Below are 15,733 nucleotides of genomic sequence, written 5' to 3' on the forward strand. Positions count from 1 at the left end.
TTAAGGAGATGATGGAAAATGAGTAACAAGATGTTTAATTTACCCGCCAATCCGGCCAACATTCCTCCGTCGGGGAAACAGGCGGGAACTTCGCGCACTCAATCTATCATCTCCGTTTTTGATATTAAAAATTTTATATCGCCAAAACTGTATAGCGAATTGAGTTGGGATGAAGATCGTGCAGCGGATGAGGTAACGCAAGATTGTATCAATCGTGCTGAAGAATTAGCGGAAACGCTCCTTCATTTAGTCGGCGAAAAAATAAATCCTTTTAGCAGAACACAAAAGGAAGTGTTAAAAATTTTAACCGTATACGAGCTTTACACGTATAACGGCGACCGCATAAAAGCAAAGGAGTACATGGAGCGCGCAGAGCGTTTAATAAGCGACCGGTACCGCTCCATTGAAAAAGAGCGGGAAGCGGTGTTGCCTGAAATTGCATTGACAAATCCTAAAAGTGAGAAGGTAAAAAAATGAAGATACAAGTTACGCTTCAATATGATAATTTAAAACCTGCAGATTCTCTAGCTCCTCTTATGAAAGAGTTTTCGCTTATGGGTTTAAGTGCAATTCAAAAAAATATTGAAAGCAATGTAAAGCCTGAAAATGCGCCGCTTACAAAGTCGGTAAAGCAGGGAGACAATACGCTTCGAGATTACGGAAAACTTCGCGCAAGCCTTACCGCGCGGCACTCGGAAACGGAAGCGATAATCGGAACAAAGGTTCCGTATGCACGAACTCACAATCCTGAAAACGGCGAAAAAGAAACGGTTATTCGTCCTAAAAACGCGCAGTATTTGTGCATCCCCGCAAGTCCTTATACAAGAACGTTATTTAGGCGTTACGGATTTTCTCCGCGTAACGTTATTGACGGATTAAAAAAGAACGGCGTTTCAGTGTATCGCCCGTATAGAAAAGGAACGAGTACAAGGGCGAATGTTATTTTGGCAAAAGAAAAAGACGAAGAGCCGAAAGTAATTTTTATTTTAAAAAAACAAATAACAATCCCTGCGCGCCCGTTTATGTTTTTACCGGATTCAGTAATTAAAGCAATGGAAAAAAGAGCGGAGGACTATTGTGCCGTGTAATTTTTTAAAAATCATAAAATCCTATGCAGGGCTTTTATCGGAACAAACAAAAACGCCGGTAATCATTGCGCCGAGCGAAGTGAAGTCGGAGAAATTCCATGTTGAGCTTACACTGTTGCCGCACCCGGCATTAATTGGAAACGGGAGAGCACGTTTTAGAATGCGCGGCACCGTCTTCGCGGAAATCCCCGCAAGTGAGCCGGCAATAAATGACTGCTTATCCCGCTCTCTAGCATTAGCACAATTCTTTGATGATACGCAAGGTTTCACCATTCAAAATAAAACGAATGAGCAAAAAGGAATATACGGCTTAGCGTATCACCGACCATTACGGGATGATGACGACCTCTTTTCAGATTTAGAATCGGAGGAGCGATCTTATTCATACAATGAAAGTTGGCTCATCGAACTTGAATTCAATCTCGATGAAGTAATGTAAAAATCGTTTTTAAGGAGTTAAAAAAAATGGATGTAACAAAATCACGATACCCGAATAGTATCGTTCTTGCAAGTGCGAAAATTGAAATTTCAAAAAAAGATATTTTACTTGACCGCATTGCTAAAACATGGGATTTGCAGGAGTTGGAAGATCTAGGGCTTGCGCGCGGAATTAAAATTTCTTTTTCCTCAAGCAAAATTGACATCAAGGCTGACAACGGCACGGTGCCAATTAAAGGACAAACGGATGTTAAGGGCAAGGTTGAGTTTGCGCTACTTGAAAGGCATATTCCGCTTTTAGGTACTATAATGCACGGACTTGTAACCGTAAGCACACAGGGGGGAAAAGAGCAGGAAAAAAGCGAAAAGCTTCAAGCAAACACATTCGCCCTCGATAAGTTTTATGAATTCAGCCATGCAAGTTTTGATAATAGTAAGCCGAAGGATATTACTATCAAGCAGGGCGGTAAAAATTTAACCCAATCCGATTATGAAATATCTCAAAGTAAATCTGGAGCATGGGGTTATAAGTTTTTACCGACAGGTACTTGCGATATAACAAAGCCTATAACAATCGAATATAAAACAATACCGATTAAAAGCTATCGGTTAACAAAAGGTTCAGGCGGAGTTGTACAGCCGATATCAATGCGCTTAACAAACAGTCGTAAAGCCGATGACGGACGAATTATCAATCGCACGTTTGAATTCCCGTATGGCTTTTATGATGGAGAAGATTCAATTCAATTAAAATCAAAAAACGATTCGGACAATGTCGCAGAAGTTCCGATGAGTTTTGAATTTTCTCCGCATCCCGATTTAATCGGCGATGAAGAACTTGAACCCGGAAGTTTGTATCGAGAAGATCAAGACGTGTAATAAAATGTTTTTTTTTGCCGGATGCAAGTGCGCAACCGGCAAAGATTTTAAAAAAAAGTTAAGGAACAAAAGGTAAAAAAAATGAAAATGGTAAATCTTGATTTATTAAAAGCTGAAAGCGTAAAGATAAAATTTTTAGAAAAAGAATTTGAAATAGGCTATATTCCTTCAGGGCTTGCAATTCCCTTACTTGATAATCATAATCAAAACGTAGAAACGCAAAAAGAAGATGACCCGCCTGAAAAATTATTCCATGATACGGTGCGCTCGGTTTCTCTTTTTTGTTCATTTTTTCATCCTGAGTTTACCGAAGATTATTTACTAAAAAATGCAACTGCGCAGCAAATCGATGCAATGTATCAAAATATAATATACGCAATTCTTACCAATTTCACTTCTGCAATTCCAAGCGATGGAGAAGAGTCTTCAGATGACGATATTGAAAAAAAAACGACTGGGGAGAAATAATTAACCATGCGCTTTTAATGTATAACATAACAGAGCGCGAAATATTAACTGAATGGAGCCTTGAAACTTTGGTTAACAAGGTGCGCGCAGGATTTAATTTTGAATTGATGAAAAAAGGTATTCCGATTAAAAAAGAAAAAAAGTTATTAACACAATCGGAAGTTGATAATATCGAAGATTTGTATCGATAGATTTAAATATTTTAAAAAAAAAGTTTAGGATGTAAAAAAAATGGCAACAGTGCGAGAGCTCATTTTTAAAATCACTGGGGACAATGAAAAATTTAAAGCCGCAATTGATGAGTCAAAAAAAGCCCTCGATGATTTTAATAAAAAAACAAAAGACGTAAGCGAGCTTTATGGCAGTATTGCAAAGCAAGCGGCAATTGCAACAACAGCGATTGCCGCTGTCGGCATTGCAACTGCAAAAATGGCGGTTGAATTTAACGAAGGCTTTGGGAAGGTGCAAACACTTATTCCGGGAGCTACAGAGCGCATTGCAGAACTTGAAGAAAACGTCCTAAATCTTTCTCCTGCTGTCGGCAAAACAACCAAAGATTTAACCGAAGGCTTATACGAAATAATCTCCGCATTCGGAGATTCAGCCGATAGCGCAAAGAATCTTGAACTTGCCGCAAAGGGAGCAACGGCGGGAGGGGCAACTACAAAAGAATCTATTAAGCTTTTATCTGCCGTAACAAAAGCATACGGGAACACTTCTTTTGAAGCTCAAAAAAGGGTTTCAGATTTAGCCTTCACAACATTAAAGCTCGGACAAACATCAATGAGCGATCTTGCTGTTTCCATGCAGCGGGTAACATCGATGAATAATGATCTCGGTGTCTCTCAAGAAGAACTTTTTGCCATATTCTCTTCCGGAACCGGTGTAATCGGCGGAGCTGCGGAAGTTTCAACAAAGCTTTCGGCTGTATATACTGAATTGCAAAAACCGCAAGAGAGGCTTGCAAAAAGTTTTAAAGAATTAGGAGTTGCAACCGGTGAAGAACTCATTGCAAAATTTGGAGGACTTTCCGGAGCACTGCAAGCATTAAAATCGGTAGCCGATAAAACAGGGGAACCTATTAGTAATCTTTTCGGTTCTGCTGAAGCGGGGAAACTCGCCTTGTATGCGGCGGGAAAAGGAGCTGCAAAATTCGCAAGCGACTTAGAAGCAATGAACGAATCGGCGGGGGCTACCGAGCAGGCATTTAACGATGCAACCGTAGCGGGACCAAATGCGTTCGGTTTCCAGCTTGAACAAGCAAAACTTAACGCACAAAGCTTCGCAATTAAACTTGGCCAAGAATTAATTCCGAGTTTACAAGCCCTTTTATCTCCCGTCTTTAAACTTGCCGAGTGGCTTAAAAATTTAAATGAAGAACAACTGCGTCTTATTATTTCAACAGGAAAAGTTCTTATCACATTCACAGCGGTAACCGCCGGGGCATTTGGATTGGTAAAAGGAATCATTGCCGTGCAGCGAGGTTTAAGAGCAATGGACGCCGCATTTAAAGTTATCGGTGCGAGCAACCCGTTTATGCTTGCAATTGCCGGAGCCGCAGCAGCTGTTGTTGCAATTAAAGAAGTATGTAATTGGATTGATTATGCAGCAGACAAACAACGCCAATACAGACTTGCATCTCTCGATAAAGAAAATCGACACGCAGTAGAAGCACAAGGCGTCCATGAAATTGCAAAACAATACGGAACGCTTTTGGCAAAAAAAGAAAAGACCGCACAAGAGACGGAGAGGCTTGTACAGCTTGAAAAAAAACTTGCAGATATTACGCAAGACTATAGCGAAACACCGAACACAAATACTTTTTTAGCTTCGGCAAAAAATGAAGCGGCAATTCTTGAAATGAATATTGCAAAAAAAGAAGAACTTATTGAACAAAAAGAACGGGAAAGAGAAGAATCTTCAAAAAATGCAAACGAAAAAGCAGTACAACGAATTGACGAAGAAATAAAAAAAACAAAAGAGTATATTGAAAATGCGCGCATGGCTGTTGCTGCACTAAGAGACTTAAACAAAGAATCTTTTGCCCCGGAATTGGAACCGGAAAAATTATCAATGCCGGAAATTACTAGCGGCAAGGGAAAAGAAAGCAGTGAAAAAACACAGGCGGAACGTCTTTCCGATTTGGAAAAAGAACATAAAGCTGAAACTGAATTAATAAAAAAATCTGTTGCAGATAAAAAAGAACAAGAAGAGTTACTTTTAAAAAATGAAGAAGCTTTTTATAAAAAAAGACTTGAGCTTTTACAAACCTTTCATAAAGAAAATGTTACAAAAAATTTAAAAGAAAATGCGGAGCAAAATTTAACCGTTGAGCAGTCCCTTGCAAAAGCAGTTGGTGCTGCACATGAAACAATTTTAGAAGAAACAAAAAAAACAAATGACGAACTTGACAGGATCTCCGATGAGCGGCACAAAAAAGAAATTGAAAAAATAAATAAAATTACGGACGAAACAAAAAACGCTGTTGAGCTTGAAGTAAAATTAAAAGCGGAAGCAGGGCAAATTGAAGGCCGCTCCGACAAAGAAAAAGACCGAGCTGCATGGAAGGAAAAAGCTGCCCTCTATCAGCAAAAACAAAATGAGCTATTACAGCAATACATTGATTTACAGAGCTCAGCAAAAAAAGAAGATAAAGAAAAGGCGGAGGCAATAAAAAAGCAAGCGGACAATATTGGAGTGCTTGCAGAAGAAGCGGCAAAGAAAGCACGCGATGCTTTTGCAGACGCGGCCCGCAACATTGCCGATAAGCTTTCAGAAATCGGCAATGTTATAAGCTCAACTTTTTCGCAAATTGCAGATGCAGCGCAAGGATTTATAAATAATAAAGAAGAGAAGCGAAGACAAGAGACCGCAATTCGCCTTGCTGAAATTGAGCGTGAAAAAAACGAAACGCTTTTAGAAATTGACAATGAGCTTTCAGAAAAAAGAGAGCAAAAACAAATTGAAGATGCAGAACGGGAAGAGCAACGCCGGCAAGAGGAATACGAAAAACGACAGGCGGAATCAAATCGAAACATACAGGAGCTTTCAGGAAGTTTTGAAGTTGAAACAAACTTGATAAAACTCCGCAACACGGAACAGCAGCTTGAAGCGGCTCGAAAGAAAAAAGCGGAAGACGCAGCACATAAAAAAGCGGAAGATGAAAAAATAAAACGCGACAAAGAAGCGCGCATGCAAGAGGTTGCCTTATTAAACGCAAAAGCTCAAGCCGAACATGAATACGCGGTTACACGAATTACAACAGAAAACGCTGCAGGAGATGCCGCCGCAAAGGCTGCACAGGAAGCTGCAAAATGGCAAAAGGCACAAGGTGTTATTAGCATGAGTATTAAAGCAGCAATAGAAACGGCGGAAGCGGTTGCGCAGTTTGCACTTGGTGTTGCCGGAAATCCGCAAGGGTTTGCAGCAGGAGCTGCACATACTGCTGCCGCTGTAATGGCAGGCGTACAAATAGGCGTTATTGCGGGGCAACCCTTACCGCCCGACTACATCCAGCAAGCCTTACCGCCTGCACCTCGCCCGATTAAATTCGCACAAGGCGGTATTGTTATGCCGAGTGCAGCGGGTACCGGCATCACCTTACCGAACGGCGCCCCGGGGCTTGTCGCTGAAGCGGGAATCCCTGAAGTGATACTGCCACTTAACTTGCCGAATCTTGAAACAATGTTTAAAGCCGCAGGAATTTATAACACCGATAACAGCGCAAGTACGAATTATTCTGCAACATACAATGTCGAAGTTGTGCACAATCAAGGAGATGATTTAGAAGAAAGTATTTTAAACGCACTAAGAAATCACGACCGTGAAGTATACAACATTGTCGAAGAAGGAAATAAAAACTGGCGTGTTTAAACATTAAGGAGTTAAAAAAAAGAACATGACCGAACAAGAATATATTACCAAACACTATCCGCAAGATGTCATTGTAATTGACGGGGAATTTTTCCCCCTACCACTCGGCGGAAAAATTACAATTGAGCAAAAAGAAATCGCCTCGCAGCTTACAACTGCAAACGGTACAAAACGAAAAGACATAATCAGAAAATATGAATCAGCTTCGATTAGGTTTGCAACACTGTTTGATGAGGGATTAAACACCATTCAAATGATTATTAGATGTATTGAACAAACCGACTTTGAAAAAGAAAAATCGCTATTTATCAAAAAACAACACATGCCGGCAACCGCTGCAAGATTTAACCGGGAACACTTTCATGCAATTAAAATAGAAGTGGTCGGCACAATAAAAATAAATTTTCAATTTAGAAAAAATAATTGCTATATTTATTCAGGTGTGAATTTAAAAATAAACTAAAAAAAAAATTACTATAAATTAAGGAGTAAAAAAATGGGATTAAAATCAAAAATTGATGAACAACTTTTGGAGGTGCAAAAGAACTTACCTTCTACACTGAATCCTGATGATGCGTTAACAAACAAAAACTGGAATTGTGTAGTAGCGTCCATAAAAGCGATTTATGAAGCCTTGCAAGCTGCCGCAAGCACTCCGCCTTCCATTCCGCCTATAGGATTTTTATATACTCGCTTCCCCGGCATGCCCCTCCCCTGGGAGCAATTTACGGATACTGCACCGGTTGAATGGAAAAACTTACACGAAAAATATCCGGGCACCTTCTTACGTCTTGCAGGCGGCAATGCAAGTGCCTTTAGTGGATCCGGGTCGGTAAGCTATGATTCAGGGGTAAGAGGCAATGGCGGCGGACAAATAGATGCAATGCAACGGCATACCCATAGTTACACGTATGAAGGCAGTAATGGAGTTGGAAGTACAAAAGGAGTTGATGCACAATATCAGTGGCAGCAGGAAAACAAAAGCAGTACAACCGGCTCTGCTTCCGGAAGGGAAACTGAAGAAACTCGACCGAAAAATATCACCGTTGAAATGTATTTGTTTGTAGGACAGTAATTAAAAAGTTTTTTTAACAGAGCGATGATAAAAACACCCCTTTCAACCGAACAAAAAATACGCGGCAATAATCGCAGTTACACCGCTCGCATTATCTTCTCATTTCTCTCCTGCAAAGTGCCGGAAAGCATTAAGATTTTCGCCCCGAATACACAAACGGGATCGGTACCTGACCAAATAGTCTACCCGTATTTATACCATATCGAACAGAGACTTTTTATTGACGAGGAAATAAATTATCGCGTGTTCCCTGAACCGTACAATATTCACCGCGACAATAGAATCCACCAAGTAAAGCGCCAGCCATATTCACACATCGGCTACATCGGAAAGAAAGCTGACCACTCCGGATCGGTAACAGATTGTATCAAACTGTATCTGCCGAACACAGACACAAAAAAAATTACTATCCGCACTAATCCTGACCGAATAATTAAAGAGGCAACCGTAATTGCAAAAACAAAAAACGATACGGAAATCACCCGGTATACAATTACAAACAATACACGCAATGAAATTGTCTTTCCACTAAAAGCAGAGAATGTCGGTATCCTTGAATTGCATGTTACGAAACACACAGCGAATAAAAGAATATGGATTGTCTCCTTTTATCCCGGATTTGAATTCTTTGTTACTGAAAAAGACGTAGTAAAAATTAAACAGCAAAAAAAGAAAACAGAAAACAAAGAAGGCTCTATTGGCAGGCTCTATATTAATTCACTTGAAATCGAATTGAATAATATAACTCGCATGTATGATGATAAAAATAGTGAAAGCCCCATTGCAGGTTTTTTTAATGCAAATGCGATTGTCTCCGTCGCACTCATTCTCAATACACGAAAAAATCAAAAGCCGTTTATATTGAACTTCGGAAACTTCTTTGTAACCGACATTGACACGAACGAGCAGAAAATAAGTGTAACTGTAAAAGCACAAGACTATATCGGAGTGCGTAAAAATGATTATCTTAATTTAGGAATAGGAGACAAAACAAACGCCTATGAGTGCTTTGCAAAAATCGCAAACGCAATAAACTTATCTGCTATCAAAGTTGACGAGCAATTAAAACGGGTTGCGCTAAATCGCATCCCTTTAAACGGAAACATCGGATCACTGCTAAATAAACTGTGCGTATTAACCAACGCCTTTTGCGCCTGCGATGAAACAGGCTCCGCCCTCATCGCAACACCGATGCTCTCTCGTCACGGAGCAATTCGCTACCCATTGCGCTATTTTCTATTGCACGAATATAAAGCACAAGGCGGCGGACAAACTAAAACACTTTCGCCGAATATCATTAATCTTTCATACGCAACGTATGAATATGACGGTGAATATCATGCTGGGAAAAAGCAATCATACATCTACAATGAGCGAATCCCAAAGCGGGAATTTCCGCAAGATAAAATACGCATTCCCCTTCATGAGCGCGAACTCGGCGCAGGAGCAGAGCCGAGTGCAACCTTTACCGTTTTACTTCCTGATAATTTTGAAGCCCTTGAATTCTCTGACCCGCTTATTCCGAAAGCCCTCGAATATGAAACCATTTACGAGTATGGCGCACAGGAAAAACCGATACGGGCAATTGTGAAGGTTTGGAACTTTATCGACCGAGATGAAGGAGAGCAGTTCACTATTATTCAAATGATACGAGAAAAGCCGTATAATACTATTTTAAAAACGGAAAACTTCATTGTACCGAAAATGCCGCGCACGTATATCATCCCTGAAAAAGACCCGTCATTAAATAGCGCCGATGCCGAAGCAGTCGAGTCGCGCAATGCACACAATAAGCCGGAAGTATTTAAAATCGATTTAAAAGATGCGGCAAGTTTTGACCTCATTAAAATTGAAAACATTTTTAAACAAACTCAATTTGAATTCTTATATCGAATTACTAACGAAGGAATTGAAGTTAAGGCGTGGAATTATTTTAAAGAGAACCCTCAAACGCTCACCGTTAAAATATACGGCAGCCGTCTTACTCCTTCACAATTTAAAAAAACAATCACCGCAAGAAACGAAGATGACATACAAGTCAATGGCGAAATCGTAAAAAATATTGAAGTGGGCGCGCTCGCCTCCGATGACATTGCACGCGATGTGTTACAATCAATGAGTTATTATTACCGACACTTTGCAAAAGATTTTAGTGTACAAGCATGGAGCGACCCGCGCCTGATGCTCTACGATTTAATCGCCTTTAAAAGTTTACGCGGCTATGGATTTATGCAAGGAATAATTGATGAAATGGAATACACCTATAACGGTGCATTAGCCCAAAAGATAAAAATTAAACAAACTAAAAAGCATACTCGCGACAGCAGAGCCTTAAAAAGTTTTGCATTGAAAGACCGCCCCGTCCTTGCAAAACGAGAAGCGGGGTATGCGTAAAAATAAAAAAAATCTAAGGAGATTATAAAAATGGAAAAAATTAGAATCAGGAAATTATTTAATGCAGACCTTACAAAGGAAAATTCAGAAAACTTTGTACAAAAAGAAAAAATTACAAATATTATTCCGAATAAGGTATACTATGTTGAACACTCAATTTATTTTTCAAACACCATGGAAGTCTATGAAGATGATACAATGCAAAAGCCGCTTGTCCTTGAAACCGATTATAACTTTGCAGAAATCGATTCAATCGCTTCTGAAATGTCAAACATTGATTGTTACAAAGCGCTGACCTTCAATCAACGTTTTGAAAAAGTATTTATTCGCTATCATTCTTATGGAGACCTTTTATCTGCCGAAGATATTAATTGCATTGCCGACGGAGTAAACACGCTAAGCGAAATAAATGAAAAACAAACACAAGAATTTAACACACTCGTGCGCAACTTTGAAGAACACATTACAAACGGCAAAGCACACAACGCAACCGAAACGGTTACCGGTAACTCCATCGCATACAGAACCGAAGACGGAAGACTGAAGGCGGCGGATGCAAAAGAAAATGAAGACCTGGTAAACTTAAAGAGCCAAACCCAAGCAATACAAACAAGTGAAGAAAGAACACAAAACAAAATTACCGAAGCAAAAAATGAACTCATCTCCGATATTGAAACGCTCACAAAAAAAGTTAAGGCGGAAAATCCCACCCTAACACTGCAAGACTTTTTGCCTGCGGGTATCGATGGGTCAAGCGCAACCGATGAACAAAAACAATCGGCGGAGCAAAAACTTGACGAGCGTACTGCAGAGCTTAAACCCTATCATAATGTTATCCGCAATAAAAACAGCTCTATTGAAGTTCCCGATGCCAAAACTGAAGCCGAAGCCGTAAATAAAAAAGCACTTGATGTAGTTGAAGTTAATGTTGCGAATCTTAGAACAGGTCTCGGCGAAATTTCAAACCGTGTAGAAGAACTCGAAAACAAGCCCGCTCCCGGAGGCGATATATATAAATTTGACGGGTTTGAAACTGAAACAAACAAAATATGGCGTACCGATAAAACAAACTGGAATGGGGTTGTTGTAAAAAGAGTTTCAATGCCTATTTATTTTTTGAAAAAAGGATTGGGAAAACTTCTTGATCTCAAACCGCTCAACATTGATACCATAACAAGCATAGAAGGGGTTGTAACAATCGGAAAGGAAACCTATCCTTTAGCCTATGCTGCGGCAAAAAATATGATTGCGCTTAATACTACTAAGGCTCAATTGCTGTTTAGTGCGATAAGTACTAATTGTTCAGCTTACATTGTGCTAGAATATTTTTAAAATTTATTTTTTTGAGCCTGCAATAATCATATCAGGGTAGCCTTTAATGCTTACCTTTAGCTTAAACGGATGCCCGCTTGCGGGGTCAAAATATTGATTGTCCAGCACTTCAACTTTGGTAACCGGTATTTTTATTCTTTTACTAAAATCAAGACTATCTTTCGCAAGCCATGTTTCGGCAAAATCGTTTTCAGGCTTAGCCGGATATAAATATATATCCCAGCACGTATAGTCATCCGGATAAACAGTATCCCCACCTGCACAATTGGTAAAACCAACAGTTTCAGTGTATATATAAGTCATCCATGTAATTTCATCAAATGCCGGGGCATCGTTAAAGGTTACTTTATAATTCTTAATAGTAAATTCAGGTCTTTTTGTTTTATCGTCAAACCATCTTTTTGATACAAAACCAACGGTTTCAAGTTTGCCTGATTGCGTTCCGCTTGGTTGCGTTTTGCCTGAATTATTCGCCCCGGAATTAGTCGATCCGGTATCTACACCGCTGCCGGCTTGCGTGTTATCTCTACACCCGACCAAGGCTGCAATCGCAAACAATAAAAATAAAACCTTCCTCCGCTCTTATTATACCACCTTATCTATATTCCGAAAAGTCAAAAATTAAAATAGTACAATGGCTAAAATAAAAGCTTAAGGAAGTAAAAAATGAAAACACCTATTAGTTATTACGGCGGCAAACAATTACTTGCAAAAAAAATAGTATCACTTATTCCGGAACATAAAATCTACTGCGAACCCTTCTGCGGAGGTGCTGCTGTTCTGTTCGCGAAAGAGCCCTCACAAGCTGAAGTCATCAACGATACAAATGCGGAAATCATCAACTTTTACCAAGTTGTACAAGAAGACTTCCCAGCACTCCAAAAAGAAATTATGAAAACGCTGCATAGCCGTGAAATGCACCGACATGCCAAAATAATTTACGAAAACCCTGACATGTTTGATACGGTAAAAAGAGCATGGGCTGTATGGGTGCAAGCTAATATGTCATTTGGGAATAGTATCGGGACGGGGTTTGCGTATGAAAAAAAGAATGAGAGTACAACAAAGAATATTGTAAATAAAATAGATGAGTTTACGGATAAAATATCAAATAGAATTAGAATGCTGCAAATTGAAAATTGCGATGCCTTAAAGGTTATTGCTTCCCGCGATACAGCCGATACATTCCACTATATTGACCCGCCCTATGTAGGTACACATCAAGGACATTATGACGGTTATACTCAACAAGATTTTGATAACCTTTTAGGAATGCTGCAAAATATACAGGGGAAATTCTTGCTTAGTTCTTATCGAAACAAAGCCCTTATGGAGTTTACCAAAAAAAATAATTGGTACTGCATTGAATTAAAAATGGCCTCTTCTTTAAGCGCAAAGGGGAAAGCTAAAAGAATGACAAAAATAGAAGTCCTAACCGCAAACTATCCAATCGGAATTGTTGACGGAGAAGTAAAAAAACTTTAAAATATTTCTTGTAAAAAGGGTGTTTTACAGTGTTAAAAAGGCTAGTAAAATGTTAAAAAAAATGGTTTAAAAAATGATTAAAAACCATCAAAATTTGTCATAAAAAACACGAAAAAACAGCCTAAAACACGCAAAAACACACGTTTTTTGCCAAACCTCGTAATAAATTTTGCCAAACCGCGCGTAAAGTTACAGTCCAGCTCCGCCTCATTCTTGGCAAAAAAACCGTAATAGGCTTCGCTTGCGGATTTTCTTACCGCCCTGTCCTTATCCTGCATAAAGGGGCCAAGCTGAGAAAGGGTTCGCTTTTTGCCCATAAATTCAATTTGCGCGGAAGCAAGGAGTTTTGCATATTTACTGGTGAGTTTGTTTTCGGCTGCAAGGTCGTCCATAATTGCCGGCGAAAATACTTTGAGCTGTACTTCGATTAAATTAAAAATATGCGTACCGAATTCTTTTTCAAGCTCGGTTCTGAATTGAGATGCAATAAACTTTTTTTGGAATTCATTTTCAATGCGGGAAAATTCGGGGGAGCATTCATCAAAAAAATCATTTTCCGCATCATAAAAAGAATCTTCGGTATTGATGGTATGCCGAACTTCCGCAAGCGTTTGCATAGTCATATAATGTGCCGAAAGTTGTTGTACACGGTCAATTATCTCAATTTGCTTTTCCGCCGAGCCGGCGCTCTCAAACGCCTTCCCCGCTTCGGCAAAATCCTGCGCAAGTTTTTTCATATCCGGCCTGGTATACGGCATATCGCCGAATTTTTTCATCGGCTTTGCGGTCATAAAACCTTTATCATTCATATAAGTCTCCAAAATAATCTATGGCTGTAAGTATATACCTTTTTAAAAGCTTGTACCAGTTGGAAGTTTTGTGTATCAAGGCTTACGCATGAACAAGTAGCTGCCGTCCCTTGCCCCCGAATTGCAGTTGCTATCATCGAATTAATGTAAATTTTAATACTCCGCAGACAGGTTTTTTCAATTCTTTTTAAAAAGATTCCGACACGGCGCAACGGCGAGTAAACTTACCATAGGGCGAAGCGTTAATAATTTACTCTCCGCTTCGCCGACGATGTTTTAAAACCACAACCGTTCTACTCGGTCAATTATCTTTTTCCTCGAGATTTTGTCGCAACAAGGTGCGCGCTATTTCTTCTTCGCTATAGGGAATAGCGCCGTTTTTGTAAATGATGGTGTTTTCATGCCCTTTGCCAAGCAACAGTACTGCATCGTGCGGGTTTGCAAGCGAGAAAGCTTTTCGGATTGCAGCTTTTCTGTCCGGTATAATGAAAAGTTGGGAATCCCGTTTTTTATGCGGAGCGCCGGCGGCAATCATTTCCAAAAGTGCAACGGGGTCTTCGCCGCGCGGGTCTTCATCGGCAAGAATAATCACATCGCAGTAGGCGGCGGCAATCCGCCCCTGCTCGGGTCGCTTTTTTGTGTCGCGCTCTCCGCCCGAACCGAATACAACGATGAGTTTACCGCCTTGCTTTGCGATACGATCTTTAATCGGCGGCATCAGCATTTGAAAGGAGGATGGCGTATGCGCATAATCAATTAGCACTTCAAAGGGCTGCCCTTCTTGTATTTTGCACATTCGCCCCGTTATCGGCTCAAGCTTTTGCAAAAGAGGGATTAATTCTGCAAGCGGTTTTTGCAATATGCTGCTTACCGTTAGCAAGCTTGCGCAAAGGTTTTGCACATTAAATAAACCGGCAAGCGGTGCCCGCGCATGAATAGACTCACTTTTTCCCGACTCAAAAATATCAAATTGAATTCCGTTTGAATCTTCTTTTATATTGACAGCAATAACACCTTGTAGTTCATTTTTTAAAAAAGCCGTTTTTTTTGCAGTGTTTACCGAAAAACTATAGCAGGGCTGCTTGGTTGCCGCATAAAAATACTCCGCCGACGGGTCATCCGCATTCACAACTCCGAACGAGGGAACACTGCGCCCAGCTTTTATATGCGCATGCTCATCAAGCTTTCGAAAAAGGTTTGCTTTGTCAAAGCGATACTGCTCAAAGGTGCCGTGAAATTCCAAATGCTCTTGCGTAACATTCATAAAAATACCGGCATCAAAACAGACATCATTTAAGCGTGCCGTAAGCGGGCTCAATCCATGCGAAGAAGATTCAACAACGGCAAATTCACAGCCGTTATCCCGCATGGCGGCAAGCCGCTGCTGTACCGTAACCGACTCGGGCGTGGTTTGATGCTCGGGGTTTGGAATAACCTCATCGCCAAGCGAATACGACACAGTAGAAAAAAATCCTGCTCGCTTATGTGCAAGCCGCAGCAGCTGCGCAATAAAACTTACCGTACTGCTTTTTCCTTCGGTACCGGTAACGCCGATTACAACTAAATCTTTTGAGGGAAAGTCATAAAAATATGCCGCGAAGGCGGACATAACCGCTCGAACCTCCCGCACTCGAACATAACATACACCCGCCGCATATGAGGGGAGTTCATTTTGATGGACAATCGCTATCGCTCCGGTATGAATTGCATCGGCAATATACTGTTCACCGTCGGTATGAAGCCCCGGGAAGGCAAAAAATACTGCGCCGGCTTGAACTTTGCGCGAATCATATTCTATAGAAGAAACTTCCGTATCGGTACCCCGAACGTCAATAACCATTGCATGCGGAATCCCGTGGAGTAAATGTTTTTTATATGTTTTCATGGGCGAA

General features: G+C 40.4%; 15 protein-coding genes. 12 read left to right on the forward strand and 3 right to left on the reverse strand.

Going from position 1 to position 15,733, the window contains the following annotated elements:
• Window positions 1-18: 18 nt before the first annotated feature.
• The 11 genes from FUT79_RS00220 to FUT79_RS00265 all read left to right on the forward strand — a co-directional run bounded on the left by FUT79_RS00220 (window position 19) and on the right by FUT79_RS00265 (window position 11,547).
• On the forward strand, window positions 19-477 hold the full coding sequence (locus FUT79_RS00220; protein ID WP_024752645.1) for a hypothetical protein: 459 nt from the start codon (window positions 19-21) through the stop codon (window positions 475-477).
• Entirely contained in the window at window positions 474-1,088 is a 615-nt protein-coding gene (locus FUT79_RS00225; protein ID WP_148889178.1) for a phage virion morphogenesis family protein, read from the forward strand. Before FUT79_RS00220 ends, FUT79_RS00225 begins: the two co-directional genes overlap by 4 nt.
• A complete protein-coding gene (locus tag FUT79_RS00230; protein ID WP_024751790.1) occupies window positions 1,078-1,527 on the forward strand; it encodes a hypothetical protein in 450 nt (149 codons plus the stop codon). Before FUT79_RS00225 ends, FUT79_RS00230 begins: the two co-directional genes overlap by 11 nt.
• Before the next feature lie 26 nt (window positions 1,528-1,553).
• Window positions 1,554-2,405 carry a hypothetical protein gene (locus FUT79_RS00235; RefSeq protein WP_148889179.1) on the forward strand — a complete coding sequence of 284 codons (852 nt, stop codon included), beginning with the start codon at window positions 1,554-1,556 and terminating at the stop codon, window positions 2,403-2,405.
• 81 nt (window positions 2,406-2,486) lie between these two features.
• Window positions 2,487-2,873: a hypothetical protein gene (locus FUT79_RS00240; RefSeq protein WP_024751792.1), complete on the forward strand. Its 387-nt coding sequence runs from the start codon at window positions 2,487-2,489 to the stop codon at window positions 2,871-2,873.
• Between the two features lie 17 nt (window positions 2,874-2,890).
• Window positions 2,891-3,064, forward strand: a complete 174-nt coding sequence (locus tag FUT79_RS14935; RefSeq protein WP_187426435.1) for a hypothetical protein — start codon at window positions 2,891-2,893, stop codon at window positions 3,062-3,064.
• 40 nt (window positions 3,065-3,104) lie between these two features.
• Entirely contained in the window at window positions 3,105-6,746 is a 3,642-nt protein-coding gene (locus tag FUT79_RS00245; RefSeq protein WP_148889181.1) for a phage tail tape measure protein, read from the forward strand.
• Between the two features lie 25 nt (window positions 6,747-6,771).
• Complete coding sequence (locus FUT79_RS00250) at window positions 6,772-7,209, forward strand: hypothetical protein (protein WP_002695900.1); 438 nt, start codon at window positions 6,772-6,774, stop codon at window positions 7,207-7,209.
• Between the two features lie 33 nt (window positions 7,210-7,242).
• A complete protein-coding gene (locus FUT79_RS00255; RefSeq protein ID WP_148878625.1) occupies window positions 7,243-7,821 on the forward strand; it encodes a hypothetical protein in 579 nt (192 codons plus the stop codon).
• A gap of 24 nt (window positions 7,822-7,845) precedes the next feature.
• A complete protein-coding gene (locus tag FUT79_RS00260) occupies window positions 7,846-10,215 on the forward strand; it encodes a hypothetical protein (RefSeq protein ID WP_044634744.1) in 2,370 nt (789 codons plus the stop codon).
• A 30-nt stretch (window positions 10,216-10,245) separates the two neighbouring features.
• Window positions 10,246-11,547, forward strand: a complete 1,302-nt coding sequence (locus FUT79_RS00265; RefSeq protein ID WP_148884137.1) for a hypothetical protein — start codon at window positions 10,246-10,248, stop codon at window positions 11,545-11,547.
• A 3-nt stretch (window positions 11,548-11,550) separates the two neighbouring features.
• Here the strand turns inward: FUT79_RS00265 and FUT79_RS00270 are convergent, their stop codons facing one another.
• On the reverse strand, window positions 11,551-12,105 hold the full coding sequence (locus FUT79_RS00270) for a hypothetical protein (protein WP_024751798.1): 555 nt from the start codon (window positions 12,103-12,105) through the stop codon (window positions 11,551-11,553).
• Window positions 12,106-12,213: 108 nt separating this feature from the next.
• Between FUT79_RS00270 and FUT79_RS00275 the strand changes: the two genes are divergently transcribed.
• Window positions 12,214-13,032, forward strand: coding sequence for a DNA adenine methylase (locus tag FUT79_RS00275; protein WP_148889183.1), 819 nt, complete (start codon window positions 12,214-12,216; stop codon window positions 13,030-13,032).
• Between the two features lie 77 nt (window positions 13,033-13,109).
• On the opposite strand, the gene FUT79_RS14940 is transcribed toward FUT79_RS00275, so the two are convergent.
• Both FUT79_RS14940 and FUT79_RS00285 read right to left on the reverse strand, forming a co-directional pair.
• Window positions 13,110-13,841, reverse strand: coding sequence for a gluzincin family metallopeptidase (locus FUT79_RS14940; protein WP_174896895.1), 732 nt, complete (start codon window positions 13,839-13,841; stop codon window positions 13,110-13,112).
• A gap of 301 nt (window positions 13,842-14,142) precedes the next feature.
• A complete protein-coding gene (locus tag FUT79_RS00285; protein WP_425304515.1) occupies window positions 14,143-15,726 on the reverse strand; it encodes a UDP-N-acetylmuramoyl-L-alanyl-D-glutamate--2,6-diaminopimelate ligase in 1,584 nt (527 codons plus the stop codon).
• Window positions 15,727-15,733: the final 7 nt, after the last annotated feature.

The organism is Treponema phagedenis (assembly GCF_008153345.1).
Classification (GTDB): Bacteria; Spirochaetota; Spirochaetia; order Treponematales; family Treponemataceae; genus Treponema; species Treponema phagedenis.